23 protein-coding genes are annotated in these 24,054 nt (G+C 68.4%); 14 read left to right on the top strand and 9 right to left on the bottom strand.

All coding sequences use genetic code 11. From position 1 onward, the window contains the following. Nucleotides 1-8: 8 nt before the first annotated feature. The 5 genes from glnT to ACGFNK_RS19375 all read right to left on the bottom strand — a co-directional run bounded on the left by glnT (nt 9) and on the right by ACGFNK_RS19375 (nt 4,876). Nucleotides 9-1,337 carry a type III glutamate--ammonia ligase gene (gene glnT / locus ACGFNK_RS19355; RefSeq protein WP_393417341.1) on the bottom strand — a complete coding sequence of 443 codons (1,329 nt, stop codon included), beginning with the start codon at nt 1,335-1,337 and terminating at the stop codon, nt 9-11. Between the two features lie 226 nt (nt 1,338-1,563). Further along, nucleotides 1,564-2,232, bottom strand: a complete 669-nt coding sequence (locus ACGFNK_RS19360) for a GntR family transcriptional regulator (RefSeq protein ID WP_393417343.1) — start codon at nt 2,230-2,232, stop codon at nt 1,564-1,566. Nucleotides 2,233-2,329: 97 nt separating this feature from the next. Continuing rightward, nucleotides 2,330-2,833: a flavin reductase family protein gene (locus tag ACGFNK_RS19365; protein WP_393417344.1), complete on the bottom strand. Its 504-nt coding sequence runs from the start codon at nt 2,831-2,833 to the stop codon at nt 2,330-2,332. Nucleotides 2,834-2,859: 26 nt separating this feature from the next. After that, on the bottom strand, nt 2,860-3,285 hold the full coding sequence (locus tag ACGFNK_RS19370; RefSeq protein ID WP_393417346.1) for an ester cyclase: 426 nt from the start codon (nt 3,283-3,285) through the stop codon (nt 2,860-2,862). Then, nucleotides 3,272-4,876, bottom strand: coding sequence for a BCCT family transporter (locus ACGFNK_RS19375; RefSeq protein ID WP_393417348.1), 1,605 nt, complete (start codon nt 4,874-4,876; stop codon nt 3,272-3,274). The genes ACGFNK_RS19370 and ACGFNK_RS19375 overlap by 14 nt, the downstream gene beginning before the upstream one ends. 245 nt (nt 4,877-5,121) lie before the next feature. Between ACGFNK_RS19375 and ACGFNK_RS19380 the strand changes: the two genes are divergently transcribed. The 6 genes from ACGFNK_RS19380 to ACGFNK_RS19405 are packed head-to-tail and all read left to right on the top strand — an operon-like array spanning nt 5,122 to nt 9,774. Further along, entirely contained in the window at nt 5,122-5,751 is a 630-nt protein-coding gene (locus tag ACGFNK_RS19380; RefSeq protein WP_393417350.1) for an amino acid synthesis family protein, read from the top strand. Continuing rightward, nucleotides 5,748-6,299: an amino acid synthesis family protein gene (locus ACGFNK_RS19385; RefSeq protein WP_393417352.1), complete on the top strand. Its 552-nt coding sequence runs from the start codon at nt 5,748-5,750 to the stop codon at nt 6,297-6,299. Before ACGFNK_RS19380 ends, ACGFNK_RS19385 begins: the two co-directional genes overlap by 4 nt. Before the next feature lie 6 nt (nt 6,300-6,305). Next, nucleotides 6,306-7,037: an alpha/beta fold hydrolase gene (locus ACGFNK_RS19390; RefSeq protein WP_393417354.1), complete on the top strand. Its 732-nt coding sequence runs from the start codon at nt 6,306-6,308 to the stop codon at nt 7,035-7,037. Continuing rightward, on the top strand, nt 7,030-8,517 hold the full coding sequence (locus ACGFNK_RS19395; RefSeq protein WP_393417356.1) for an aldehyde dehydrogenase: 1,488 nt from the start codon (nt 7,030-7,032) through the stop codon (nt 8,515-8,517). The genes ACGFNK_RS19390 and ACGFNK_RS19395 overlap by 8 nt, the downstream gene beginning before the upstream one ends. 1 nt (nt 8,518) lies before the next feature. After that, a complete protein-coding gene (locus ACGFNK_RS19400) occupies nt 8,519-8,734 on the top strand; it encodes a 4-oxalocrotonate tautomerase family protein (RefSeq protein WP_393417358.1) in 216 nt (71 codons plus the stop codon). Next, nucleotides 8,731-9,774 carry an LLM class flavin-dependent oxidoreductase gene (locus ACGFNK_RS19405; RefSeq protein WP_393417360.1) on the top strand — a complete coding sequence of 348 codons (1,044 nt, stop codon included), beginning with the start codon at nt 8,731-8,733 and terminating at the stop codon, nt 9,772-9,774. Before ACGFNK_RS19400 ends, ACGFNK_RS19405 begins: the two co-directional genes overlap by 4 nt. A gap of 87 nt (nt 9,775-9,861) precedes the next feature. Here the strand turns inward: ACGFNK_RS19405 and ACGFNK_RS19410 are convergent, their stop codons facing one another. Continuing rightward, a complete protein-coding gene (locus tag ACGFNK_RS19410) occupies nt 9,862-10,557 on the bottom strand; it encodes a TetR/AcrR family transcriptional regulator (protein ID WP_393417362.1) in 696 nt (231 codons plus the stop codon). A gap of 104 nt (nt 10,558-10,661) precedes the next feature. On the opposite strand from ACGFNK_RS19410, the gene ACGFNK_RS19415 reads away from it, so the two are divergent. The 5 genes from ACGFNK_RS19415 (at nt 10,662) to ACGFNK_RS19435 (ending at nt 15,759) form a co-directional block, all read left to right on the top strand. Further along, nucleotides 10,662-12,038, top strand: coding sequence for a serine hydrolase domain-containing protein (locus ACGFNK_RS19415; protein WP_393417364.1), 1,377 nt, complete (start codon nt 10,662-10,664; stop codon nt 12,036-12,038). Nucleotides 12,039-12,092: 54 nt separating this feature from the next. Further along, the gene (locus tag ACGFNK_RS19420; RefSeq protein WP_393417366.1) at nt 12,093-12,620 is read left to right on the top strand and encodes an ArsR/SmtB family transcription factor; all 528 of its coding nucleotides are present in this window, start codon (nt 12,093-12,095) and stop codon (nt 12,618-12,620) included. Between the two features lie 3 nt (nt 12,621-12,623). Further along, on the top strand, nt 12,624-13,721 hold the full coding sequence (locus tag ACGFNK_RS19425; protein WP_393417368.1) for a serine hydrolase domain-containing protein: 1,098 nt from the start codon (nt 12,624-12,626) through the stop codon (nt 13,719-13,721). A 192-nt stretch (nt 13,722-13,913) separates the two neighbouring features. After that, complete coding sequence (locus tag ACGFNK_RS19430) at nt 13,914-14,675, top strand: sulfite exporter TauE/SafE family protein (RefSeq protein ID WP_393417371.1); 762 nt, start codon at nt 13,914-13,916, stop codon at nt 14,673-14,675. Between the two features lie 256 nt (nt 14,676-14,931). Continuing rightward, nucleotides 14,932-15,759: an intradiol ring-cleavage dioxygenase gene (locus ACGFNK_RS19435; protein ID WP_393417373.1), complete on the top strand. Its 828-nt coding sequence runs from the start codon at nt 14,932-14,934 to the stop codon at nt 15,757-15,759. 139 nt (nt 15,760-15,898) lie between these two features. Here ACGFNK_RS19435 and ACGFNK_RS19440 read toward each other — a convergent pair whose 3' ends face one another. The 3 genes from ACGFNK_RS19440 to ACGFNK_RS19450 all read right to left on the bottom strand — a co-directional run bounded on the left by ACGFNK_RS19440 (nt 15,899) and on the right by ACGFNK_RS19450 (nt 20,389). Then, the gene (locus tag ACGFNK_RS19440; protein WP_393417375.1) at nt 15,899-17,989 is read right to left on the bottom strand and encodes a DUF1996 domain-containing protein; all 2,091 of its coding nucleotides are present in this window, start codon (nt 17,987-17,989) and stop codon (nt 15,899-15,901) included. 555 nt (nt 17,990-18,544) lie between these two features. Beyond that, nucleotides 18,545-19,729, bottom strand: a complete 1,185-nt coding sequence (locus ACGFNK_RS19445) for a GDSL-type esterase/lipase family protein (protein ID WP_393417377.1) — start codon at nt 19,727-19,729, stop codon at nt 18,545-18,547. Nucleotides 19,730-19,819: 90 nt separating this feature from the next. Beyond that, nucleotides 19,820-20,389: a TetR/AcrR family transcriptional regulator gene (locus ACGFNK_RS19450; RefSeq protein WP_393417379.1), complete on the bottom strand. Its 570-nt coding sequence runs from the start codon at nt 20,387-20,389 to the stop codon at nt 19,820-19,822. Between the two features lie 221 nt (nt 20,390-20,610). Between ACGFNK_RS19450 and ACGFNK_RS19455 the strand changes: the two genes are divergently transcribed. The 3 genes from ACGFNK_RS19455 (at nt 20,611) to ACGFNK_RS19465 (ending at nt 24,005) form a co-directional block, all read left to right on the top strand. Continuing rightward, nucleotides 20,611-21,495 (top strand): Gfo/Idh/MocA family protein, encoded by an 885-nt coding sequence (locus ACGFNK_RS19455; protein ID WP_393417381.1) that lies wholly within the window; start codon nt 20,611-20,613, stop codon nt 21,493-21,495. A gap of 128 nt (nt 21,496-21,623) precedes the next feature. Beyond that, on the top strand, nt 21,624-22,988 hold the full coding sequence (locus ACGFNK_RS19460) for an FAD-dependent oxidoreductase (protein WP_393417383.1): 1,365 nt from the start codon (nt 21,624-21,626) through the stop codon (nt 22,986-22,988). Nucleotides 22,989-23,327: 339 nt separating this feature from the next. Further along, on the top strand, nt 23,328-24,005 hold the full coding sequence (locus tag ACGFNK_RS19465; RefSeq protein WP_393417385.1) for a hypothetical protein: 678 nt from the start codon (nt 23,328-23,330) through the stop codon (nt 24,003-24,005). Nucleotides 24,006-24,054 lie beyond the last annotated feature (49 nt).

The following is a 24,054-nucleotide window of genomic DNA, read 5'->3' on the forward strand; positions in this document are numbered from 1 at the left end:
AAGTCCCTTCAGAAGGCGGTCAGATAGCGGTCGAGCTCCCAGGGGCCGACCGTGGCGTGCCAGTCGAAGAACTCCTCGCGCTTGAGGTCGGCGAAGTACCGGCTGACCCCGGTGCCTACTGCGTCCAGCGCGCCGCTGATCACGTCGTCCGCCTGGAAGGCCTCGACGGCGTGCAGCAAAGTGGGCGGGAGCTCCGGGCCCTTGCCGGCCGCGCCGGGCTCGCCCGGGTCGAGGCCGCGTTCGATGCCGTCGAGGCCCGCGGCGAGGGCGGCGGCAGCGGCGAGGTAGGGGTTGGCGGCGCCGTCGCCGCCGCGCAGCTCGATGCGGTTGCCGTCGGGGACGCGTACGAAGTGGGTGCGATCGTTGCCGCCGTAACCCGCCACGCGCGGCGACCAGGTGGCGCCCGAGCGGGTGTTCACCGCGCCGGTGCGCTTGTACGAGTTGACGGTCGGCGCGATCACGGCCTGGAGCGCCCGCGCGTGCTCGACGATCCCGGCGACGAAGGAGTAGGCGAGCGAGGACAGACCGAGCCCGCGCCCGTCGGTGGCGTCGGGGAAGGCGGGTTCCTCGCCCCGCCACAGCGACATGTGCAGGTGCATGCCGGTGCCGGTGCGGTCGGTGAACGGCTTCGGCATGAACGTGGCTGTCATGCCCCGCTGTTCGGCCAGCATCGAGACCAGGTACCGCATGGTGATGACCCGGTCGGCGGTGGTGAGGGCGTCGGCGTGCTTGAAGTTCTGCTCGAACTGACCGTTGCCGTCCTCGTGGTCGTTGGCGTAGTTGCCCCAGCCGAGGGAGTTCATGGCGCTGGAGACCGCGGTGAGGTGGTCGTACATCCGGGTCAGGCCCCTTGCGTCATAACAGGGTTGTGCTGCGGTGTCCTTGGCGTCGGCGACGCTGAGCACCCCGTGCTCGTCGCGGTTGACCAGGAAGTACTCGACCTCGGCGCCGACGGACATCGACAGCCCCTGGTCCGCGGCCCGCTGCAGGAGCCTGCGCAGGATGACGCGGGGCGCGTAGGGCCAGGGTTCGCCCTCCACATGCGGGTCGCAGTGGACGAGGGCAAGGCCGGGCTTGATGAAGGGGACGGGTGTGTACGAGGAGGCGTCCGGCCGTGCGATGACGTCGGGGTCGCTCGGCTGCTGGCCGAGCGCGCCGGCCGCGTATCCGGCGAACCCGACGCCCTCGTCGCGGAGTTCCTCGACGGCCTGGGCCGGGACGAGCTTGGCACACGGCTTGCCGGTCAGGTCGACGAAGACGGCCAGCACGAACTCGATGCCGTCGGCGCGGACCAACTCGGCGAGATCGGGGGCGTCCACTGCTGGGTCGGTCGTCATGGGGCCTCCCTGGCCGGGATGGAGTGTCTACTATGATGAATCATCGTTGCCTAGGAGTAGACATTCTTGGTGTTACGGACGGATTTCAGCAGTGGAAGGTCCCCGTAAGCCGAAGGGCCGGGCACCGCCCCCGAAGAGGCGGAACCCGGCCCTGATCTACCGTCAGGAGATAGCGGAGGACCACTCGATGGCAGCCGCATCGGACGAACCGCCCTGACAGCCCGTATCAGGAACCTGCCGTGCCGAACCTCTCGTTCGCCCCGCCGATGGGCAGCCCCGCCAGCAGCGCACGTCGGCTGGCCCTGACGTGCTCACGCATCACGTGCTCGGCGCTGTCGCCGTCCTTCTCCAGGATCAGCTCCAGGACGAGGTGGTGTTCACGGTCCGACTGGAGGGGGCGGCCCGGCTGGCTCAGCGACGTGTTCACCAGCCGGGAGTAGGCCAGCTGGTTCATGAGCATCCGGTAATGGGCTTCCAGTTTGCTGTTGTCGGCCCCGGCGATGAGCAAGTCGTGGAACTCCTGGACCAACTCCGCGTACCGCTCCCGGTCGTCCCGTGCCACCGCTTCCTCGGCCTCGCGCAGGTTTCGCTCGAGCATGTCGATCTCCGGGACCCGGCCCCGCCGTGCGAGGAGGCGGGCGGCCGCGCCCTCGAGGAGCTCCTTCATCTCGAAGAGCTCGGTTATTTCGCGGCGGGAGGGAGTGGTGACGAACGTCCCGACGCGGGGCCGGATTTCAACCAGTCCTTCGGTCTGCAGCTGCTTGAGGGCTTCGCGTACCGGCGTACGACTGACGCCGAACTCGTCCGCGAGAGCGAGCTCCGAGAGCGGAGCCCCGGGCTCGATGTCTCCCTTGATGATCCGCCGGCGCATTTCGGCGATCACCCTGGCCTGCATCGACCCTCCCCCAGCCTCCGGCCGGGGGGACCCCCACTTCGGTTCGCCTTGTGCGCGATTCACCGAACCCTCCTCCGTCTCCCGAGCCGCCCGCCGGTCATCCCAGCGGCGCGAGCGCGCCGCCGTCGAAAAACTTACCCGCGCTGTAGACCATCGGATGGTGATCGGCTACCGCAGCGTGCACCACGCGGCAGATGAACACGGTATGGGTGCTGGCCTGCAGCCGCTCGCGGATCTCGACCTCCATCTGCGCACTGCTCCGGGCGATGAGCGGGCTGCCGAACGGGCCGCTCTCCCAGTCCAGGTCCTTGAACTTGTCATTGGCCTTGCTTGCGAACGTACCGACGACGTCGAGTTGGTCCGTGGACAGGATGTTGATCGCGAGGTGGTCCGCCCGGAACAGACAGTCGTGGGTGGACGAGGTGCGCTGGACGCACACCATCACCGTGGCGGGGTCGAGCGAGATGCTCGAGAACGCGTTGACGGCCAGCCCTCTGGGGGTCTCTCCGTCCATCGCGGTCACAACCGTGACACCGGTGACGAACTGCCGGTTGACCTGCTTCATCACATCGAGGTCGGGCTTCGAGGCAAGCGAGGCCATGGAGATGCTCCTAGTCATCTTGATCGTCAGTCCTGTCCCACCCGGATGACGCCCAGCGCCGAGAGCAGCGCCCGGGGATCCCACGTCACGTGCTCCTCGACGATCCGGTCCCCCTCGAAGCGGGCGAACGTGGCGCCGCTGACCTCGACGTGCCGCTTGGTGGGCGGGACACCGAGGAACGAGTTCACATGGGTTCCGCTGCTGTGCCAGCGGATCGCGGCCCTGTCGCCTTCGACGACGATGTCGTCGATGGTCGTGACCAGGTCCGGGAAGGCCTCTCGGGTCGAGACGATCGCGGCCTTGAAGGCGTTCAGGTCCTGCGGGTGCGGGTTTCCGCCGTGGCGGAGGTACGCCGGGCTCAGCAGCGCGTCGAGGGCATCGACGTCACCCTGGCCCCAGGCCGCGGCCCACTCCTTCTCGATGCGCCCACGGCGGGCGTCAGAGTGCGACATCGGTCTTCTCCTTTCGATCTGCACTCAGCTCCTTCCAGAAGGACACCGCCAGGCCGGCGATGATCACGAGCAAGGGCAAGGACGTCACGATGACGGTGTTCTGCAGGGCGTTCAGTCCGCCGGCGAGCATGAGGACGACGGCGGTGACACCGGTGAGGACGCCCCACAGGATGAGCACCGGACGACGCGGGGTGAGCGATCCGTCCGAGGTCATCATGGACAGCACGTAGGTGTTGGCGTCCGCGCCGGAGACGAAGAACATCACGACCAGGATGATCGCGATCACAGACGTGGCAGTGGCGAGCGGGAAGTGGTCGAGGGTCGCGAAGAACGCGCTGTTGATGTCAGCCGTGGTCTGCTTGGCGATGTCGCCGCCCTCGAACAGGTCGAGGTGGATCGCCGTGCCGCCGAAGACCGTGAACCAGGTGAAGAACACCACGCTGGGGACGACCAGGACACCCGTGATGAAGCCGCGGATGGTGCGGCCGCGTGAGATACGGGCGAGGAAAACGCCGACGAAGGCGCCCCAGGAGACCCACCAGGCCATCATGAAGTAGGTCCACCACTGCATCCACTCGAGGCCGCCGAACGCGGTGCCCTGCAGGCTCATCCGGAAGAAGTCAGTGGCCCACTGGCCCACGGACTCGATGTACAGGTTGGCGATGAACACGGCCGGGCCGACGATCAGCATGAAGACGAACAGCGCGGCCGCCAGCAGCGAACTGCCCTGGCTCAGGAACTTGATGCCCTTGCTGACACCGGTCACCGCCGAGAGCGTGAAGACCGATGTGACGGCGGCGATGATGAGCACCTGACTCACCGAGTTGACCGGGACCCCGAACAACCTGCCGAGCCCGTTGTTGACCTGGAGAGCTCCCAGGCCGAGGGACGTCGTGGTGCCGAAGAGCGTCGCGAACACGGCGAGCACGTCGATCGCCTTGCCGATCGGCCCGTTCACGCGGTCGCCGAGCAACGGCACGAACAGCTGGCTCACCAGGGTGCGCCGGCCCTTGCGGTAGGTCGAGTACGCGATGGCCAGACCGAAGACGGCGAAGATCGCCCAGGCGTGCAGGCCCCAGTCGAAGTAGGAGTACTGGAGGGCGCGCACCGCTGCCGCCGGCGTGTTCGGCTCGGCGAGACCGTGCGGTGGCGTCGCCAGGTGGGAAATCGGTTCGGCGACGCCGTACGAGACCAGTCCGATGCCCATGACCGCGCTGAGGATCATGGCGAACCAGGTCAGCGTCGAGAACTCGGGACGGTCGCTGTCCTTGCCCAGTCGGATGTCGCCTGCGGGGCTGAAGGCCAGGAACACCAGGAAGACCAGGATGGCGAGCGTGACCGCCAGGTACGTCCAGCCGAACGTGGCCGTCACCCAGTTCAGCGAGTCGTTCGTGACCTCGTTCAGGTTGTCCGTGAAGAGCACCGCCCAGGCTACGAAGACGGCGGAGATACCGAGCGAGGCCCAGAAAACGGAGCCGAGTTTGCCGCCGCCGTCGTGGCCGGCACCTGTGCCGTCCGTGGTGCTGTCCCCACCGCTCCCCGACAGCGTCGCGGACGTCGTTTCCGCACCCGTTCCAAGGTGACTGGACATGAAACTCCTTGGGTCCGCGGGGCCCGATGGCCACCGGTCCTGGCATACAAGTGGCAGTAAGGCAGGTCGCGGATTGAGCGTCAAGAGGCCGGTGTAAGCGAATCGTAAATTCGCGTGCCGTCGCCCGTAAATACGCAGGTCAGTGGCACTAAATGGAATACATGCAGCCGCCGAGAAGGGACTCGATGGAGCCCTCCAGCTCGACACCTTGACCGATGCGGGAGGGGTCCCTATCGTCCTGTGGCATGCAAGAGCGCATCTTGGATCGTCCTGACGAGAGCATCGGTCTCCGCAAACTCGTGCTCTACCGCGACGTCGTCCTCACCGAGGCGGGCGAGGCGCCCGCGCAGCCCGCACGGCGAGCCAGCGTCGCCGCCGTCATCCGGAACCCTTGGGTGGGCGTCGGCCCTTGGTCCGATCTGTCCGAACAGCAGGGCCAAGTCGCCCCGGTGCTCGCGAAGTTGCTGACCGGCCGGCTCATCGGCGCCCTCGGCGGCGTGGACGAGATCGAATCGTTCGGCAAGGCCGCCATCGTCGGCACGGCGGGCGAGATCGAGCACGCGGGAGCCCTCATCCACACTCCGTACTTCGGCAACCTGGTCCGGGAGTTCCTCCAGGGCGAGTCGATCATCTGCTTCGCCGACACACGCGCCGAGGCCGGCGAGACACTGATCGTCCCGCTCTGGCACAAGACACATGCCGCGACTCGCAGTCACTACCAGACCATCAGTGCCCGTGTTTCCGACGCCCCGCGTGCGGACGAGATCGTGGTCATCGCCGCCGCGTCGACGGGGCCGCGCCCGCACCCCCGTATCGGGGACCGCATGACCGACCCCGTAGTCAGCACCGAAACCCTGGAGGTAGTTCCTTCATGAACGTCCGCAAGATCGTGACCGTCGTCGAGGAGATCCGCATCGAGGGCGGACGCGAGGTCAACAGCCCCGCCCGGGTCGCCGTCGTCGCGGCCGTGATCGAGAACCCATGGGCCGGCCAGGGTTTCGTCGAGGACCTCGCTCCCGGAATCGACGCGAACGCCTCCGACCTCGGAGCGCTGCTGGCCCCTGCGGTCCTCGACGCCCTGGAGGCTCCTGCCGAGGCGTACGGCAAGGCGGCCATCGTCGGCCTGGACGGCGAGGTCGAGCACGGCTCGGCCCTGATCCATACGCTCAAGTTCGGCGACCACTTCCGCAAGGCCGCAAACGCCACCACCCTGCTGCCGGCCGTCGAGAAGCGCGGGCCCGTCGGCGTGGTCTTCGACATCCCGTTGAAGCACATCACCGACGCCACGATCCGTTCGCACCACCAGACCGTCGAGGTCCGGATCAGCGACGCTCCCCACCCGAACGAGATCGTCATCGCGCTTGCCGCGGCCGCCCAGGGGCGCCCCCAGCAGCGGCTGGCGCCGCTCTCGACCGAGCAGTAGGCGTTCATGAGCAAGCCCACCGTGGTCCTGCTGCACGGCGTCGGGCTCGATCACACCATGTGGGAGCCGTCCGCCGCGCTCCTGGCCGACCGCTTCACCGTGATCGCCCCCGACCTGCCCGGCCACGGCACTCGCCCGCCGGTGAGCGAAGGTGTGACACTCGCAGACCTGGCCGACGGGGTGGTCGGTGAGATTCCGGCCGGCTCGCACCTGGTCGGATTCTCGCTCGGGGCACTCGTCGCCCAACATGTGGCGCTGCACCACCCGGAGTTGGTGGCGACGCTGACCTCGGTCAGTTCGGTGTGCGAGCGTACGGCCGAGGAGCGGGCGTCCGTACTCGACCGGCTGCGCACCGCGGAGGCCGACTTCACGGCGAGTGCGGCCGCGTCCTTGAAACGCTGGTACGCCGGCACCGGCGTCGGCCCCGGCCAGGTGGCCCGCACCGAGACCACGCTGCGTTCCAACGACGTCAGGTCCTTCCTCAACTGTTATCGCGTCTTCGCCACAGCGGACGCCGAACTCGCCCCGGCCCTGGCCGCCATCGCCGTACGCGCACTGGCGGTGACGGGCGAGAACGATCCCGGGTCCACCCCCGAGATGACCCACCGGCTCGCCGCTGCGCTTCCCGACTGCCGTGCGGAGGTCATCCCCCAGGCACGTCACATGCTGCCCGTCGAGCGCCCCGAGGCGTTCGTCGACTCCCTCACCACCTTCATCGGAGAGTGCGCACATGTCTGACCTCACCACGTTGCAGCACTTCATCGGCGGGACGTGGGTCGAGCCCGCGTCGGGCGCGTACTTCGAGAGCACCAACCCGGCCACGCGCGAGGTGCTCTATCGGGCAGCACGCGGGAACGCCACCGACATCGAGCGAGCTGTGGCGGCCGCGAGGAAGGCCTTCGAGGACCCGCGCTGGCGCGACCTCAGCCAGACGCGGCGCGGACACCTGCTGCGGCGCCTGGGCGACCTGATCGCCGAGAACGCCGAAGACCTGGCCCGCATGGAGACGCAGGACAACGGCAAACTACTGCGCGAGATGCGCGGGCAGCTGGCCACCTTGCCGGAGTATTACTACTACTACGCCGGGCTGGCCGACAAGATCCACGGTGACTTCATCCCCACCTCCGACCGCCAGGTGCTGAACTACACGGCCCGGGAGCCCCTCGGTGTCGTCGGAGCCATCACGCCCTGGAACTCTCCGCTGACGTTGACCAGCAGCAAACTGGCGCCCGCGCTCTGCGCCGGCAACACCGTCGTGATCAAGCCCTCGGAGTACACCTCGGCCACGGTGCTCAAGCTCGCCGAGCTGGCGCTCGAGGCAGGGTTCCCGCCGGGTGCGGTGAACGTCGTCACCGGGTTCGGAGCCGAGGCCGGGCAGGCCCTGGTCGACCACCGCGACCTCGCGAAGATCTCCTTCACCGGCAGCACCGCCACCGGGTCGCGCATCGCCGCCGCGACCGCGAGCCGTTTCATCGGCTCCACGCTCGAACTGGGTGGCAAGTCACCCAACATCGTGTTCGAGGACGCGAACATTCCGAACGCCGCGATGGGCGTCGTCGCCGGCATCTTCGCCGCCGCCGGACAGACCTGCATCGCCGGCAGCCGGGTGTTCGCGCACAGGTCCGTCTACGACGAGCTTCTCGAACGTGTCTCGGAACGTGCCCGGACCATCCGTATCGGCGACCCGATGGACGAGAAGACCGAGCTCGGTCCGCTGGCCTTCGAAGGCCAGCGCGACAAGGTGGCCGGGTACGTCGACCTCGGGCGCGGCGAAGGTGCCCGGGTGCTGACCGGTGGACGGGCCACCGACGGCGGCCTCGGCGGCTACTTCTACGAGCCGACCGTCCTCGTGGACGTGGACAACGACATGCGCGTCGTGCGCGAGGAGATCTTCGGCCCCGTCCTGGCGATCATGCCGTTCGACACCGAGGACGAGGTCGTACGTCTGGCGAACGACACCGAGTACGGACTCGCGGCCGGCGTGTGGACGACGAACCTCGCACGGGCGCACCGGATGGCCGCACACCTGGATGCCGGGACCGTGTGGGTCAACACCTACCGGGCCATGTCCCCGATGTCACCGCGCCAGGGCTTCAAGAGCAGCGGAGTGGGCGTCGAGCACGGCACCGAGACGATTCTGGAGTACACGCGACTCAAGAGTGTCTGGATCAACACGAGCGAGGAGCCCGTGGCCGACCCGTTCACCATGCGGAGCTGACATGCCACAGGTCTCCATCACCCTCGCCGAAGGCCGCACCCCGGCGCAGATCCGGGACTTGATGCACGAGGTGCACGCCGCGGTCCTGCGCACCGTGGACACACGGCCCGAGTACATCCGGGTCGTCGTCCACGAGGTCCCCCGGACGCACTGGGCCACCGGTGACGTCACCCTCACCGAGATGGACGCCACAACTCAAGCGGAGGAGCAGTCATGAGGTTCTCGCTGTTCGTGCACATGGAGCGCTGGGACGAGGAGGTCAGCCACCGGCAGCTCTTCGAGAACCTCTCCGAGCTGGCCCTGATGGCCGAAGCCGGCGGGTTCAGCACCGTGTGGATCGGGGAGCACCACGCGATGGAGTACACGATCTCCCCCAGCCCGATGCCGCTGCTCGCCCACCTGGCCGCGAAGACCTCGACCATCCGCCTGGGTGCCGGGACCATCATCGCCCCGTTCTGGCACCCACTCAGAGTCGCCGGTGAATGCGCGCTGCTCGACGTCATCAGCAACGGCCGGATGGAGGTCGGACTCGCCCGGGGTGCCTACCAGTTCGAGTTCGACCGACTGGCAGGCGGACTGCCGGCCGCCGACGGCGGAAAGCACCTGCGTGAGCTCGTGCCCGCGGTCCGGGCGCTCTGGCAGGGCGACTACGCCCACGACGGCGAGATCTGGCAGTTCCCGACATCGACCAGTGTGCCCAAGCCTGTGCAGCAGCCCACCCCGCCCATGTGGATCGCCGCTCGCGACCCAGCATCCCACGACTTCGCGGTGGCGCAGGGCTGCAACGTCATGGTCACCCCACTGATGAAGGGCGACGAGGAAGTCGCTGACCTCAAGCGGAAGTTCGACACCGCCGTGGCGAACCATCCAGAGGTGCCGCGTCCCGACCTGATGGTGCTGCGGCACACGCATGTCCACTCCCCCGACGAGCCCGACGGCTGGCGCCCGGCCGCGGAGGCCATCAACCGCTTCTACCGAACCTTCGACGCCTGGTTCGGCAACAAGAACACCCCGCAGAACGGGTTCCTGCCGCCCAGCCCGGAGTCGAAGTTCGAAGGCCGGCCGGAGTTCCAGCCGGAGGCACTGCACAAGACCGCGATGATCGGCACCCCGGCCGAGGTCATCGAGCGGCTGCGCTCCTACGAGGAACTCGGCGTCGCCGAGTACAGCTTCTGGATCGACAACAGCATGTCCCACGAGGAGAAGCGCAAGTCGCTGGAGCTGTTCGTCAAGGAAGTCATGCCTGCCTTCCAGTGAGTCGAGGCAATCCGTCCGGCGAAGCGGTTGCCAAGGACGGCACTCGCAGCCCCGCGGGCTGGTCGGCGGGTGTTGTCCGGTCGCGAGTCACTCGCGCCGACTGGCGTGGTCGGCGGCGAGGCGGGCCTCGAAGCCGTCCAGGAGGGACTGAAGGCCGAACGTGAAAGTGTTGTCGGGCGCTGCGGCGTACTCCGTGGCGGCCGTGGTGCCGAGACGTTCACGCAGGCGCGGGAACTGTCTGGCGGTCTCGGCGGCGCGGGTCACGGCGTCGGCCATCAGTTGCTCGGCGTCGGCGCCGCTCTTGCTCAGACGGTGTTTCAGCGAGAGTTCTATGGCATGGCCGAGCGCGCTGCCGATCACGAAGATGAACACGGTGGCAGCAGCCCGGTCCGCGACGGCGGCGGCGAAGCCCGCCTTTTCGTAGAGGGCCAGGCTGAAGTCGTCGTGCCGGGCCTTTCCGGGCCCGTACAGGAGGTGGCTGCCGAATGCCTGGCCGAGCCAGGGATGCCGGGTGAGCATCGCGTGCATGCCGGTGGCGTGGGTGGTGGCGGCCGTACGCCAGTCGCTGGCGTCGAGATCGGGCAGCTCGACCTCGTGCCAGATCGCGTCGGCGGCGAGTCGGACCAGGTCGTCCTTCGTTTTGATGTGCCAGTAGACGGCCGTGGGAGCCGAGCCGAGCCGTTTCGCCAGGCTCCGCATGTTGAGGCCGTCCAGTCCCTCGTCGTCGAGCAGCTCGATGGCCGCACGGACGATCCGGTCTGCGGTCAGTGTGTCTCGCGGCATGGCCACCACCCTACTTGTACTTAGTTCATGACAGGCCTTGCACTTTGTTCAAGGCCCACCTACGCTCCTTCTCGTACTTAGTTCAAGTGCCCGAAGGGGGAACCGTGTCGCAAGACAAGTTGTCGGAGTTCGTCAAGGCGCAGGCCACGGAGCTCGGCGTTCCTGGTGTCGCCGTCGGGGTGCTCCTGGACGGACAGGAGATCTACGCCTCGCACGGCGTGACGAGCCTCGGCAATCCGCTGCCCGTCGACGAGAAGACGCTGTTCCATCTGGCGTCGGTGTCCAAGACCTTCACGGCGACCGCGCTGATGCGCCTGGTCGCCGAGGGGAAGGTGGACCTGGACGCGCCGGTGCGGCGCTACTTACCCGAGCTGAAGCTGGCCGACGAGCAGGCTGCGGCGCAGATCACCGTCCTGAACCTGCTCAACCACACCGCGGGCCTGGACTGGAACCTGATGGACGACGGCGAGGGCGACCGCTCCCTGGCCGGGCTCGTGGCAAAGCTGCCCGGGCTGCCGCTGATCGCACCGCCCGGGGCCCGCGCCTCGTACAGCCAAGCCGGATACAACCTGGCCGGGCGGATCGTCGAGAAGGTCACGGGCCTGCCTTTCGAACGGGCCATGGCCTCGCTCATTCTCGAGCCGGTGGGCCTGTCGGACACCGTGTACGGACTGGCGGAGGTGATGGTCCGCAAGTTCGCCGTGGGCCACAACCGCGGCGACGACGGCGATCTGCTGGCCGCCCGGCCCTGGGGAGCGTTCAGGGAGGGCGGGCGCGGTGACAACCCCGGCGGCGGCCTCGCCTCCTCGGTGAGCGACCTGCTGCGCTGGGCACGGTTCCAACTCGGCGACGGCGATGGTGTGTTGACCGCCGCGGAGCTGCACCGCATGCGGGAGAAAACGGTCGGGCTGCGCGCCAGTACGCTCGGCGACGGCCTCGGAATCTGCTGGTTCCTGCACGACCTGGACGGCCTCCGCGGAATCGGTCACGGCGGCTCGGGCAACGGCCAGTTCGCCGAGCTGCTCATCGTGCCCGAGCGCAACTTCGCGGTGGTCTCCCTGGCCAACGCCGGCCCGGACGGCTACCCCTTCAACCAGTCCGTCGTGCGGTGGGCGCTCGAGCACTACCTCGGCTTCGTCGAGAAGATGCCGGAGCCGCTCCCGTATGACGAGGGGCAGGCCCAACAGGTCGTCGGCCGCTATGAGATCGACGCCATGAAACTCGACATCGCCACCGACGGCGCCCGTCTCACCCTGGCGGTCGGGATCAAGCCGGAGATACGCGAGGCGTCGGACGAGGAAATGCCCCCGGACTACCCAGCCGCGGGCATCGGCTTCCTCCCCGGCGACGGCGACGAGTACATCATCACCGAAGGCGGCCTCAAGGGGCAGCGCGGTTACTTCTCCCGCGACGCCAATGGCGCCGTCACAGGCGTCGACCTTGCCGGCCGCCTCTTCAACCGGGTCGCGGAAGCATCCTGATCCGGGGGCCGGCCGGGTTGCTCTGTTATTTCGGAATAACGTAATGTCGTGGCCATGGCTGCAGAGTCCCTCCAGGAACGGATCGCCGCGCTCGAAGAACGGGTGTCGCGGCTGGAGTCCGTAGGGCAGGAGCCCGTATCGCAGGTATCCCGGAGCGAGGTGTTCTGGGCTCTCGAGGGCCTGCGTGAGCGGCTCGCGGGGAACGGGCAAGTGCTGTTCACCGGCGTGTTGGACCTGCCTACGGGCGAACACTACGAATGGCAGCAGGGTGCGGTGGCTGAGGGGCTGCTCGAAGCGGACTGGTCGGAACACGCCGCTCCGTACGCCGCGTTGGGGCACCCGGTGCGGCTCACCCTGCTGCGCGCGGTACTGCAAGGGACCCGTTCCGCGGCCGAGTTGCAGGAGACGGCCGGACTCAACACGACCGGTCAGCTCTACCACCACCTCAAGCAGCTGACAGCAGCCGGCTGGCTCCATGCCGAGGGGCGCGGCCACTACCAAGTGCCCGCGGGCAGGGTTGTGCCACTGCTCGTGCTGTTGTCCGTGGTGGTGCCGGCAGGGAACCGAACGACAGAGGAGTAGTTCATGAACCGACGGAAATTTCTCAGCGCGGCGACGGCCGCGGCGGCCGGTGTGCCGCTGCTGCCCGGGAACGCCGTGGCGGCCGACGACGACTTACCGGCGCGGGTGCGGCGCTATCTGGACCGGGCACTGGCCGCGGGCAGCCCGAGTGCGGTGTGCGGGGTCATCCAGGGTGCACGCCGCTACGTCGCGGGCGCGGGTGGGAGCCGGGGCACGTCGGCGCCGGACGGCAGGACCGTTTTCCAACTGGGCTCGATCGCAAAGACATTCACCGCCACCGCTCTCGCCCGCGCCGTGCGTGCCGGCGAGACACGCCTCGACGCACCGCTCGTTCTGCCCGCCCGGTTCCCCGTCCCGCGCAAGGGCCCTCGGCGGATCACCATGGCCGACCTGGCGACGCACACCTCCGGTCTGCCCTCGCTGCCTCCGAACCTCCTGGCGGGAGCGGACCCGTACGACCCGTACGCGCACTACACGCTGGACGGCCTGGCAGCCGGCCTGCGGGAGACAACCTTGAGCACCGAGCCCGGCAGCTCTTACGCGTACTCGAATCTCGGTTTCGGGCTGCTCGGCCAGGCGCTGGCCTTTGACGGCGTGGACGCGATGCTGCGGCGCCGCGTGACATCGCCCCTGCGCATGCCCGACACGACGACGACCCTGAGGCCGGACATGGCGTCCCGTAAGGCCGTCGGCCATCTCGAGGGCCAACCCGTTCCCGACTGGCACGACCCCGTTCTCAGCGCCGCGGGCACCTCGATGTACAGCACCGCCGACGACATGTTGCGCTTCCTGAGCGCACAACTACGCCCCGATCGTTCGCCGTTGCGGGACGCGATCGAACTGACCCAGCGACCCCACTTCACTGTCGACCGGAATCTGCGGCTCGGTCTCGGCTGGCACCTCAGCCCACTGCCCAGCGGTCGGACCATGACATGGCACACCGGCGGCACCGGCGGATTCAGCACCTGCGCGGCGTTCAGCAGGCGGAGCATGACGGCAGCGGTGATGATGGTGAACACCGCCAGCGAGGAGACCACGACCGACCCCCGCCCGGTCGATGCCCTGACCCTCGCCCTGCTCGGCGAACTCGACACGGCCTGAGCCACATCGCGTCGTCAGCCAACCCGCTTGCGCAACAAGGCCGTTCAAAAGTGGAGCCGGAACAATTCGGCGGTCACCGAAATGTCACCCGTCTAGTGTCGGCTTCATGAAGATCTCCTCCGGCCCCGGACGCCGGCGAACAGGGCCTGTACCGGCGGCAGCAGTGGCCATCGCCGCCGACGGAGCCTCGGCGTGACGCCGGGGGAGATGCTCGCCGTGTTCGGCGCGGGTGTGAGCGCCGGTGCCATCAATACCGTGGTCGGCTCGGGAACACTGATCACCTTTCCCGTTCTGCTCGCCACCGGCCTCACACCTGTCACCGCCACGGTTTCCAATGCGCTCGGCCTCATCCCCGGCTCCGTCAGCGGAGCCTTCGGCTATCGAAGAGAGCTCAAGGGGCAGGGCCGACGCATCCTGAAACTCAGCGTCGGCGCCCTGCTGGGCGGCGTGACCGGCGCCGTCCTCCTGCTGGCCCTGCCCGCCGCCGCGTTCGAGAAGATCGTGCCGGCCCTGGTGGGCTTCGCCCTCGTCCTGGTCTTGGTCCAGCCGCTGATCAGCAAGCGGGTGCGCCGCAACGCACCGAGCGACACCAGCCGTCGCGACGGTGGCCCGCTGCTGTTCGTCGGCCTGACGCTGGCCAGCGTCTATGGCGGCTACTTCTCCGCCGCCCAGGGAATCATCTACATATCCCTGATGGGCATACTCCTCGACGAGCCGCTGCAGCGCCTCGTCGCGGTCAAGAACGTACTGGTCGCCGTCGTCAACGCGGTCGCCGCGCTGTTCTTTCTCTTCGTCGCGGACTTCGACTGGACCGCCGTCGTACTCATCGCGGCCGGTTCCGCGCTCGGCGGCCAGCTCGGAGCCACGGTGGGCCGCCGCTTCAGCCCCGCGGTGCTGCGGGCCCTGATCGTGACGATCGGTGCCGTCTCCATCGTCCAACTTCTGCTCCGCTGACGCACGGAACTATGGAGGACGGGGCTGCCGTGTTCGAGGTCGGGTCGGGGTCGTACAGCTTCGAGGGCCTGTGAATGGGTCCACGCAGACATCGCTCCTCTGCCGGACCAGATCCGGGCCGGCGGGGGAGCGTGGCCTCGGAGATCGCCGGTGGCCGCCCGGGAATCGCACAGCCGGCTCGTGGGCGATTCACAGGCAGCACCCTTACTGTCACGCACACCCAGCGGGCGACACAGAAGAGCAAAGGCGAGAGTCCATGAGCGAAGAACTCCACGACCACGACAGGGGTCTCTCCTTCGACCTCCCCACGCTGCACCGCCGCAAGATGATCCGGCTGCTCGCCGGCGTGAGTCTGGTCCCGGTGGTGGGTTGCAGCGGCGATGAGACGGAGACCGCCGGGTCCTCGCCCTCCTCGGCCTCGTCTGGCGCTGCCTCTTCGGGGGCCTCCGAGGCGAGTTGCGAGACCATCCCGGGTGAGACGGCCGGGCCCTACCCCGGCGACGGGTCCAACGGAGTCAACGTCCTCAAGGAAAGCGGCGTCGTACGCTCGGACATCACCTCCAGCTTCGGCTCCGCGAGCGGCACCGCCGAGGGCGTGGCGCTGACCATCACCCTCACCGTCGTCGACGCCGCCTCCGGCTGCGATACGCCGAAAGAAGGCGCGGCCGTCTACCTCTGGCACTGCGACCGGGACGGCAACTACTCGCTGTACTCCGAGGGCGTCACCGAGGAGAACTACCTGCGAGGAGTGCAAGAGACCGACTCCAAGGGCCAGGTCACGTTCACCAGCGTCTTCCCGGCCTGCTACCCGGGCCGCTGGCCGCACATCCACTTCGAGGTGTACGGCAGCCTGGACGACGCCACCAACGCCACGTCCATCACGACGACTTCACAGCTCGCCTTTCCGAAGGAGGTCTGCGACACGGTGTACGCGAGTGACGGCTACGAGAAGAGCGTGCAGACCCTGGGCCAGCTCTCCCTGGAAAGCGACATGATCTTCAGCGACGGCTACGACCAGCAGATGGCCACGGTCGAAGGCAGCATCGACAAGGGCTACACAGCCACGCTTACGGTGCCGGTCTGACCGCCACCGCGTGAGCCGAGCCCCTGTCGTCACCCGGCGTCGCAAGCCGCATGTGCCCCGCATCGCCCACGTACAAAAGCGGCGACCGGACCTGTCGATGCAGGTCCGGTCGCCGCCTGTTGCCGTCCGGCGAAAGGCGTCAGTACGAACTGCGCCTCATACGGCGCAACAGCACGAAGCCGGAGATCACCAGCACCGCTCCTGCCGCAGCCGGCCACAGCTGGGTACCCGTTTCGGCGAGAGAGCCGGAACCCCCCTGCGGTTCGGTCTGTGCACCGGCCGCCTGATCGTTCCCGTCGGCGTTCGACGCCTGCTCCGAGTTGTCGCCTTCACCACCGCTGTCGCTGTCCGAGCCCTCCGCCGGTGACGTGGCCGGATCGCTCTGGACGGGCGAAGGCGTCGTGTACACCTCGGGGTTCGGACGGTTGGTGGGCGCGGAGCCGACCTCCGGTTCAGCGTCCGGCGCCTTCGTGGCCGTCTCCGGCGTGTCCGTGTCCCCGGCGTTGTCGCCGTTGCCGGCATCCGCTCCGCCGTTGTCGTCGTTGCCGGGGTCCGCCTCGCCGTTCCCGCCGTTACCGGCGTTCCCGCCATTCTCGCCGGCCCCGTCGTCCGGGTTCTCCGTCGGCTTGTCCTGCGGCTCCTCACCGGCGCCCGCACCCCCGTCGCCGCCCACGCCGCACTTCCGGCCGGCGTTGATGCAGTCGACCATCTCCCCCATCAGGTCCTCGTCGAAGACGTTGATGAAGTCGCCGTGGTCCGTGACCGGCTTGTGCACCTGCTCGGGGAAGGAGTCCACCGCGAACAGCGGAACCGTACGGCCGCCGTCGTTCAGGCTCGGCGCGTCGACGTCGTAGACGATGCGCTGCACCAGTTGCGGGATCGCCTGGAAGCCGTTCGCACAGTTGCCGTTCGCGTCGGCGAACGCCACGTGAGTGCGGTGGTTCGCGCTGTCGATGTTCCGGCCGTCCCAGCAGCTCTGGAACTTGAAGGTGCGCACCACGTCACTGCCCTGGGGACAGAGCGGGTACTTGTCCTTCAGCTGCCGGTCCTCGAACCCGGTGCAGCTCCACGAAGCATTGGCATTCGCGGTGCCGTTGACGAACGCCTTGGCGTCACCGGTGATGATGCGCAGCAGTCGGGGCATCTCGGTGACCTTGCTCTGCGGGTTGCCCACAAAGTTCAAGGTCACCTTCTTGGGTGTGACGATCTCACCGACGTTGCCCTCGATGCCTCCGCCCGGCGCTTTCGCGTCCTGCTCCTGCACGCCGTTCTGCAGACGCAACACCGGCCAGTAATACGTGGACTTGTCGCCCTGGTCCACGCACGTCGTGTCACCGTTCGCCAAGTCCTCGTCGCTCGCGAAGGCGTCGTTGGCCTGGTTGCCGATGTAGTCGTGGAAGTGGTGGGCGCCGTTGGTGACGCCGGGTGCCACGATCACGTTGTCCGAGTTGAACAGGCCGTTCGCGTTCACGCCACAGCTGGTGGTGAAGGTGCCGCGGGAGGCGTTGCTCTGCTGCTGCGGCTTCGGCACGTTGGGCTGCACGGTGGTGATGTCGGTGAAGTCCTCGGCCACGGGCGCGTTGGCGGCCTGACCGCCATTGCCGCCCTGCTGGTCACCCTGATCCTGGCCGCCCTGATCCTGGCCGTCCTGACCGTCACCCTGGTCCTGGCCCTGTTCGTCCTGATTGGCGTCGCCCTCGCCCTGGCCGTCGCCGGCCTGGTCGCCGTTCTCGCCGTTGCCGGCCTCGTTGCCGGTAGCGCGCAACGTACAGGCGGCAAGAGATTCAAGTCCCTGCGGGCGCTCCCCCACACGTCCGATGGCGATCGCGATCCGTTCGATCGTCGCGGTCCGCTTGTCCTTGAGCGGATTCATGATCGCGTTGTCGGCGAAGCCTGCGTCCTGCTGAGCGGCCTGCGCCGAGTTCTGCAGTCGCTGGTAGGCCTCGGCGATCTGCTTGTCCAGCAGGGCGAGTTGCGTGTCGACCTCCGCCCTCGCCTGGTCCGGCACCGCCGTCAACTTGGTGCCCACGTCCGGGCAGTCGATCGTCGCGGCACCCGAAGCGAGAACCTGGTCGGCCTGGCTCTGCCCCGGCTGCTGACCCGAGCCGCTCTCGGTGGCCGTGGCGTAGACGTTCGCCGCTACCAGCGCACCTCCTCCCAGCATCAGCGCGACCGCCGCAAAGGTCGTGCGTCGTGCGCCCGTTGGGCGTCTTCGCGTGTTGCGTCTCACGGGAGTACTCCTACGGTTCGTCAGAGGCCGGGCATGACAATCCCCTGCCCCCATACGGATCGGAGTCCCGGCGTGTTCAAACACCCCACAAATTCATAGAGATCTCTCACGAAATGGATACCTCTCACGAATCAGTCCCGCCACGGACGGCCTCCATCAGGGCTCGCGCGTCACCATGAATGCATGACGGATCCGACGGACACCCCGGTCAGCCAGCCCGCCCCCCGACGACGTCGTGAACTCCCAGCAGGCCGCGGCCTGGAACGGTTACGAGGGCCGGTACTGGGCCGACCACCAGGACCGCTACGACGCCCTCAACGACGGGGCCAACACACTGGGACAAGGACGCCGGCGACGCGACAGGGTTCCTCTTCGGTTTCGGGCCGCTGCGGCACTGGCTGCGCGAGGCGGACGCCGATTCCGCTGCGGAGGAGCGTGCCCGGCAGGCCGCGGCGGAGGCCTTCGGCACGTATCAGGACGACAGTGGCGTACGGCTGATGGGCCGTTACTGGCTCGTCACCGCCGTACGCCCGTGACGTCCCGGAGTACGTGCCTTCACGCGCTGTGGTCGGTGAAGGGGCCGCCCGTGGTGAAGGCCAGCTCGGCGAAGCGTTCGCCGATGCGGCGGTGGGTGGCGGCGTCAGGGTGGAGTTCGTCGGGCAGGGGCAGTTCGGCGAAGTCTCTCTCGCCGTAGAGGTCGCGACCGTCGAGGTAGTGCAGGTGGGGGTCGTCGGCGGACCGCTGGCGCACGATGCGGGACAGCTCCTCCCGGATGACGCCCAGCGTCAGTTTTCCGGTGGCGCGCTCGGCAGGGTCGCCGGTCGCCCGGAAACGCAGTGCTCCGGCGGCGAGCTCGCTGAAGTCGAAGGCTCCGGGGCCGGGCGTGTCCTCGTGGATGGGGCACAGGATGGGCGAGACGACCAGCAGCGGTGTGGTGGGGTGCCCTTCGCGGATGGTGTCGAGGAAGCCGTGCACGGCGGGGGTGAAGGCACGCAGGCGCATCAGGTCGAGGTTGACCAGGTTGATGCCCAGCTTGAGGCTGATCACGTCGGCGGGGGTGTCCCGTATCGCGCGGGCGGTGAAGGGGTCGAGCAGGGCGCTGCCGGCCAGGCCGAGGTTGATCAGTTCCACGCCGCCGAGGGCGGCGGCCAGTGCGGGCCAGGTGGTGGTGGGGCTCGCGGCGTCGGAGCCGTGACTGATCGAACTGCCGTGGTGCAGCCAGACTTTGCGGCCCCGGTCCGCCATGGGCTCGACGGGGGCGTCGGTGCGCAGGGCGATCAGTTCGGTGGTCTCGTTGTGCGGCAGCCAGATCTCGATGTCTTTGATGCGGTCGGGCAGGTCGGTGAAGCTGAGGGTGCCGGGCGGGCCCGGCTGGTGCTCGGCGGTTCCGGTGGTCATGTCGATCGTCACGGTGTTGCCGCCGGTCACGGTGGCCTGGCCGGTCAGCCGGCCGTCGACGAGCAGGTCGTACACGCCGTCCGGGCGGGGCGGGGCACCCTCGTAGGTCCGCTTGGTGGGCAGCGTGTCCAGTTCGACGGCGGTGGCACGGGTACGGAAGAGCAGTCGTACGCCGGAGGGCTGGGACTCCACCATGGCGAGCTGTGGGTCGGTGCACTGGGCGCGGGCTCGGGCGGGCAGGCGGTGTGGCAGCACGCCGTGTTGGGTGGTCTCCAAGTCGAGGGCGCCGCGGAGGAGTTCGGGGGTGATGGGCGTGGTGGTCCAGTTGGGGTGGGTGTGCATGGCCTCCGCCTGTTGATCAGCATGCTCGGACAACACGGATTTCTCGGATACGCCGATGTGCGGCACGGGCGACGGTCTCCGCCTGGTGCGTCAGGGCGCGGGCCAGTTCCGCAGCAGCGCGTCGAGGGCGTCCAGGATTCGTGACCAGGATTCCTGTGAGTCGGGGGCGCTGTGACTGAAGCCGCCGGCCAACTCCAGGCTGACGTAGCCGTGGAAGACGCTGCCCAGCATCCGGACCGCGTGGGTCTGGTCCGGTTCCGTCAGGTCGTAGCCGCGCAGGATCGCCCGCGTCATCTGTGCGTGTCTGCCCCCGGCGCTTGCGGCCGCCGCCTGAGGGTCGAGCCTGAACTGGGCCGCGGCGTAGCGGCCGGGGTGCTCTCTGGCGTAGTCGCGGTAGACGTTCGCGAAGGCCGCGAGGGCGTCCTTGCCGGCCCGCCCGGCCAGGGCGTCGCCGGCCCGGTCGGCGAGTTCTTCCAGGGCGAGCAGGGCGATCCTGGTCTTGAGGTCCTGGGAGTTCTTCAGGTGCGAGTAGAGGCTCGCGACCTTGACGTCGAACCGCCTGGCGAGCGCCGAGACGGTCACCTGGTCGAAGCCGACCTCGTCGGCCAGTTCGGCTCCCGCCCGGGTCAGACGTTCCGCTGTCAGCCCTACGCGTGTCATGCCCTGCCTCCCATTCGGCATAATCAATCATGCAGTTCCCTAATACCTTTAGGCAAATTACGTCACTGCCGCTTGAGTCACCAACCGAGGTCAGCCCAACCCTGGTACCCCGAGCGGTTGCGCACCCTCAGTGCCTGCGTGAAAGGCTCAGCGCACGCTGGTGGCCGGACGACAACCGGCATCGGTTGCCCCAGGGCATCGGCACGAGGAGAGGCGACGGCATGCGCATCGGATTGCTCGGTACAGGACCGTGGGCCGAGATGGCCCATGCCCCCGCCTTGAGCGAGCACCGCGAACTGGATTTCGTGGGTGTGTGGGGCAGGCGCAGGGACGCGGCCGAGGCCCTGGCCGAACGGCACGGGACACGCGCGTACGAGGACGTCGACACCCTCCTCGCCGAGGTGGACGCCGTCGCGATTGCCCTGCCTCCCTCCGTTCAGGCCCCGCTCGCGGCGCGCGCGGCGCGGGCGAACTGCCATCTGCTGCTCGACAAGCCCCTGGCGGCGAGCGTCGAGGAGGGACGGGCGGTCGTCGAGGCGGTCAGGGAGGCCGGTGTCGCCTCGGTGGTCTTCTTCACGGCCCGTTTCCAGAACACCACTGAGGCCTGGATCACCGAACAGGCCGCTCTGGACGGGTGGTTCACGGGACGCGCGGAGTGGCTCGGTTCGGTGTTCACCGGCGACAGCCCGTTCGCCGAATCGCCGTGGCGACGGGAGAAGGGGGGCCTGTGGGACGTCGGTCCGCACGCCCTGTCCGTGCTGTTGCCTGTTCTCGGCGACGTCGAGCGGGTGGCGGCCGCCGCACGCGGCCCGAAGGACACCGTCCACCTGGTCCTTCAGCACGTCGGCGGGGCGTCGAGCACACTGACTCTCAGCCTCACCGCTCCGCCCGCGGCTGCCGGCGCCACGGTCGAACTGCGCGGCAAGGCGGGAGCGGCCGTCCTGCCCGCGTCCACCGAAGGACCGGTCCAGGCCCTGATCCGGGCCGCGGATGCCCTCCTCGCCGCTGCCCGCACCGGCCGTCCGCATGCGTGCGACGCCGCCTTCGGCCTGCGGGTGACGGAGATCCTGGTTGCGGCCGAGGCCCAGCTGACAGAGCCGTACTGACCGGGATTCCCTGTCCGCCATAAGGCCGCTTTATGAGGTCATAGGCCGGACCCTCGTACCAAGTTAGGCTTGCCTTAGTTTAGGGTTGCCGACGAGTTGCCTGTTCATCACTCGAAGGGAACCTGATCATGCCCCGCCCCCTGCGGGTAGCCATTGTCGGAGCCGGCCCCGCCGGGATCTACGCCGCCGACGCGCTGCTGAAGTCCGAAGTGGCCGCCGAACCCGGCGTGTCCATCGACCTCTTCGAGCGGATGCCCGCCCCGTTCGGCCTGATCCGTTACGGCGTGGCCCCCGACCACCCCCGCATCAAGGGCATCGTCAAGGCCCTGCACCAGGTACTCGACAAGCCGCAGATCCGTCTCTTCGGCAACGTCGACTACCCGAGCGACATCAGCCTGGACGATCTGCGCACCTTCTACGACGCCGTGGTCTTCTCCACCGGGGCGACGGCCGACCGGGCGCTCGACATACCCGGCATCCACCTCGACGGCTCGTACGGCGCGGCGGACTTCGTCTCCTGGTACGACGGCCACCCGGACGTCCCGCGGACGTGGCCGCTGGAGGCGGAGAAGGTCGCCGTACTCGGTGTCGGCAATGTGGCGCTCGACGTGGCGCGCATCCTGGCCAAGACGGCCGAGGAGCTGCTGCCGACCGAGATCCCGCCGAACGTCCACGACGGACTGAAGGCCAACCGGGCTCGCGAGATCCACGTCTTCGGCCGCCGTGGACCGGCGCAGGCGAAGTTCAGCCCGATGGAGCTGCGGGAGCTGGACCACTCCCCCAACATCGAGGTGATCGTCGACCCCGAGGACATCGACTACGACGAGGGATCGATCGAGACCCGGCGCGGCAACAAGCAGGCCGACATGGTCGCCAAGACGCTCGAGAACTGGGCGATCCGCGATGTCGGCAACCGGCCGCACAAGCTGTTCCTGCACTTCTTCGAGTCGCCGAGCGAGATCCTCGGCGAGGACGGCAGCGTCGTCGGCCTGCGCACCGAGCGCACCACCCTCGACGGCACCGGCAACGTCAAGGGCACCGGCGAGTTCAAGGACTGGGACGTGACCGCGGTTTACCGCGCGGTGGGTTACCTCTCCGACAAGCTGCCCAAGCTGCCCTGGGACGTCGAGTCGGGCACGGTGCCGGACAACGGCGGCCGGGTGCTCGAGGACACCGGTGCGCACCTGCAGTCGACGTATGTCACGGGCTGGATCCGGCGCGGTCCCGTGGGCCTGATCGGTCACACCAAGGGTGATGCCAACGAGACGGTCGCCAACCTGCTGGACGACTACGCGGGCGGGCGTCTGCACACGCCCGGTTCGCCCGCCCCGGAGGCCGTGGACGCGTTCCTCGCCGAGCGGAACGTCCGCTTCACGACGTGGGACGGCTGGTACCGGCTGGACGCGGCGGAGAAGGCGCTGGGTGAGCCCGAGGGCCGGGAACGCGTGAAGATCGTCGAGCGTGAAAACATGCTCAGGGAGAGCGGCGCGTAGCACTCAGGCCGCGCGGCCGGGCCCTCCCCCCCATGTGCAGGGGGTGGGGCCCGGCCGCGCGGCGTTTTGAGCGCCGAGCGGTGATGTCACGCCGCGGACCAGCCCGCTGCGAGTGCTCGGCCGACATTGCCAATTCCGATACGCATGGTGTGACGCTAAAGTGCGCCCCTGTCCCGGCGGATCGGGCCGCGCGCCCAGGCAGGACCGGTTCCAAGGGCGTAGGTCCACAGCGCCTGACGTAACTTCAGGGGAACAACCGGCGCCGTTTGTACGTACATCTCTACGCCGGTGCGCCCCGCTGCAAGTGCGGCTCACGAAGCAACGAGGAAGGTCAGCACCATGACTGAAAGCACTTCCACTGCCACTGAACTGACGTCGCAGTACCTCGCCCAGGTGGTCGGCGACCTCGACCGCAACACCAAGGAACAGGAACGCATCCGCGCGGAGATCAGCGCGTTGCAGGAACAACTGCTCGCCCTGCAGCATGACCACACCGTGCTCGTGAACATGCAGCGGGCGCTCGGCCCGGACGCGCCTACTCAGCCCGCGCAGCCCGAAGATGCCGCGGCACCCGGGGCACCTCCCACTCCCAGGAGGAAGAGGCCGAAGGCCGCGTCCGAGTCCGGCACCGGAAAGCGTGCCGGGACGAAGAAGGCCGCCGGCGCACAGGGCGGCACGACAGCGGCCAAGAAGCCCAAAGCACAGCCCAAAGGCGCGCCCATAGCCAAGGCCGAAGCCTCAAAGCCAGCCCAGCCCACGCTCGTTGAACTCATCCGCCGTCATCTCGGCGAGCAGAGCGAACCCCGCTCCGCGGCGGAAATCGCCACCGCGCTCGGCCAAGCCCACCCGGAGCGTCGCATCAAGTCCACCGTCATACGCACCTCGCTCGAAGGACTCGTGGCCAAGAGCCAGGCCCACCGCACCAAGCAGGGCTCGTCCGTCTTCTACACCGCCCCGGACGCACCCGAGCCGACGGCGCAGCCCCTGACCGAAACCCCGTCACCGAGCACCGATTGACGAGTCGTCAACTGCGCTGGGGGTGCGGCGGCGCCTCCGGCGTCGTAGG

It is taken from the genome of Streptomyces sp. NPDC048825 (assembly GCF_043198355.1).
In the GTDB taxonomy this organism is placed as follows: Bacteria; Actinomycetota; Actinomycetes; order Streptomycetales; family Streptomycetaceae; genus Streptomyces; species Streptomyces xiangluensis.

Excerpts from the sequence above, each read along its gene's own strand:
- glnT (WP_393417341.1), bottom strand. The coding sequence starts at position 1,337 with ATGACGACCGACCCAGCAGTGGACGCCCCCGATCTCGCCGAGTTGGTC.
- ACGFNK_RS19360 (WP_393417343.1), bottom strand. The coding sequence starts at position 2,232 with ATGCAGGCCAGGGTGATCGCCGAAATGCGCCGGCGGATCATCAAGGGA.
- ACGFNK_RS19365 (WP_393417344.1), bottom strand. The coding sequence starts at position 2,833 with ATGGCCTCGCTTGCCTCGAAGCCCGACCTCGATGTGATGAAGCAGGTC.
- ACGFNK_RS19370 (WP_393417346.1), bottom strand. The coding sequence starts at position 3,285 with ATGTCGCACTCTGACGCCCGCCGTGGGCGCATCGAGAAGGAGTGGGCC.
- ACGFNK_RS19375 (WP_393417348.1), bottom strand. The coding sequence starts at position 4,876 with ATGTCCAGTCACCTTGGAACGGGTGCGGAAACGACGTCCGCGACGCTG.
- ACGFNK_RS19380 (WP_393417350.1), top strand. The coding sequence starts at position 5,122 with ATGCAAGAGCGCATCTTGGATCGTCCTGACGAGAGCATCGGTCTCCGC.
- ACGFNK_RS19385 (WP_393417352.1), top strand. The coding sequence starts at position 5,748 with ATGAACGTCCGCAAGATCGTGACCGTCGTCGAGGAGATCCGCATCGAG.
- ACGFNK_RS19390 (WP_393417354.1), top strand. The coding sequence starts at position 6,306 with ATGAGCAAGCCCACCGTGGTCCTGCTGCACGGCGTCGGGCTCGATCAC.
- ACGFNK_RS19395 (WP_393417356.1), top strand. The coding sequence starts at position 7,030 with ATGTCTGACCTCACCACGTTGCAGCACTTCATCGGCGGGACGTGGGTC.
- ACGFNK_RS19400 (WP_393417358.1), top strand. The coding sequence starts at position 8,519 with ATGCCACAGGTCTCCATCACCCTCGCCGAAGGCCGCACCCCGGCGCAG.
- ACGFNK_RS19405 (WP_393417360.1), top strand. The coding sequence starts at position 8,731 with ATGAGGTTCTCGCTGTTCGTGCACATGGAGCGCTGGGACGAGGAGGTC.
- ACGFNK_RS19410 (WP_393417362.1), bottom strand. The coding sequence starts at position 10,557 with ATGCCGCGAGACACACTGACCGCAGACCGGATCGTCCGTGCGGCCATC.
- ACGFNK_RS19420 (WP_393417366.1), top strand. The coding sequence starts at position 12,093 with ATGGCTGCAGAGTCCCTCCAGGAACGGATCGCCGCGCTCGAAGAACGG.
- ACGFNK_RS19425 (WP_393417368.1), top strand. The coding sequence starts at position 12,624 with ATGAACCGACGGAAATTTCTCAGCGCGGCGACGGCCGCGGCGGCCGGT.
- ACGFNK_RS19435 (WP_393417373.1), top strand. The coding sequence starts at position 14,932 with ATGAGCGAAGAACTCCACGACCACGACAGGGGTCTCTCCTTCGACCTC.
- ACGFNK_RS19445 (WP_393417377.1), bottom strand. The coding sequence starts at position 19,729 with ATGCACACCCACCCCAACTGGACCACCACGCCCATCACCCCCGAACTC.
- ACGFNK_RS19450 (WP_393417379.1), bottom strand. The coding sequence starts at position 20,389 with ATGACACGCGTAGGGCTGACAGCGGAACGTCTGACCCGGGCGGGAGCC.
- ACGFNK_RS19455 (WP_393417381.1), top strand. The coding sequence starts at position 20,611 with ATGCGCATCGGATTGCTCGGTACAGGACCGTGGGCCGAGATGGCCCAT.
- ACGFNK_RS19460 (WP_393417383.1), top strand. The coding sequence starts at position 21,624 with ATGCCCCGCCCCCTGCGGGTAGCCATTGTCGGAGCCGGCCCCGCCGGG.
- ACGFNK_RS19465 (WP_393417385.1), top strand. The coding sequence starts at position 23,328 with ATGACTGAAAGCACTTCCACTGCCACTGAACTGACGTCGCAGTACCTC.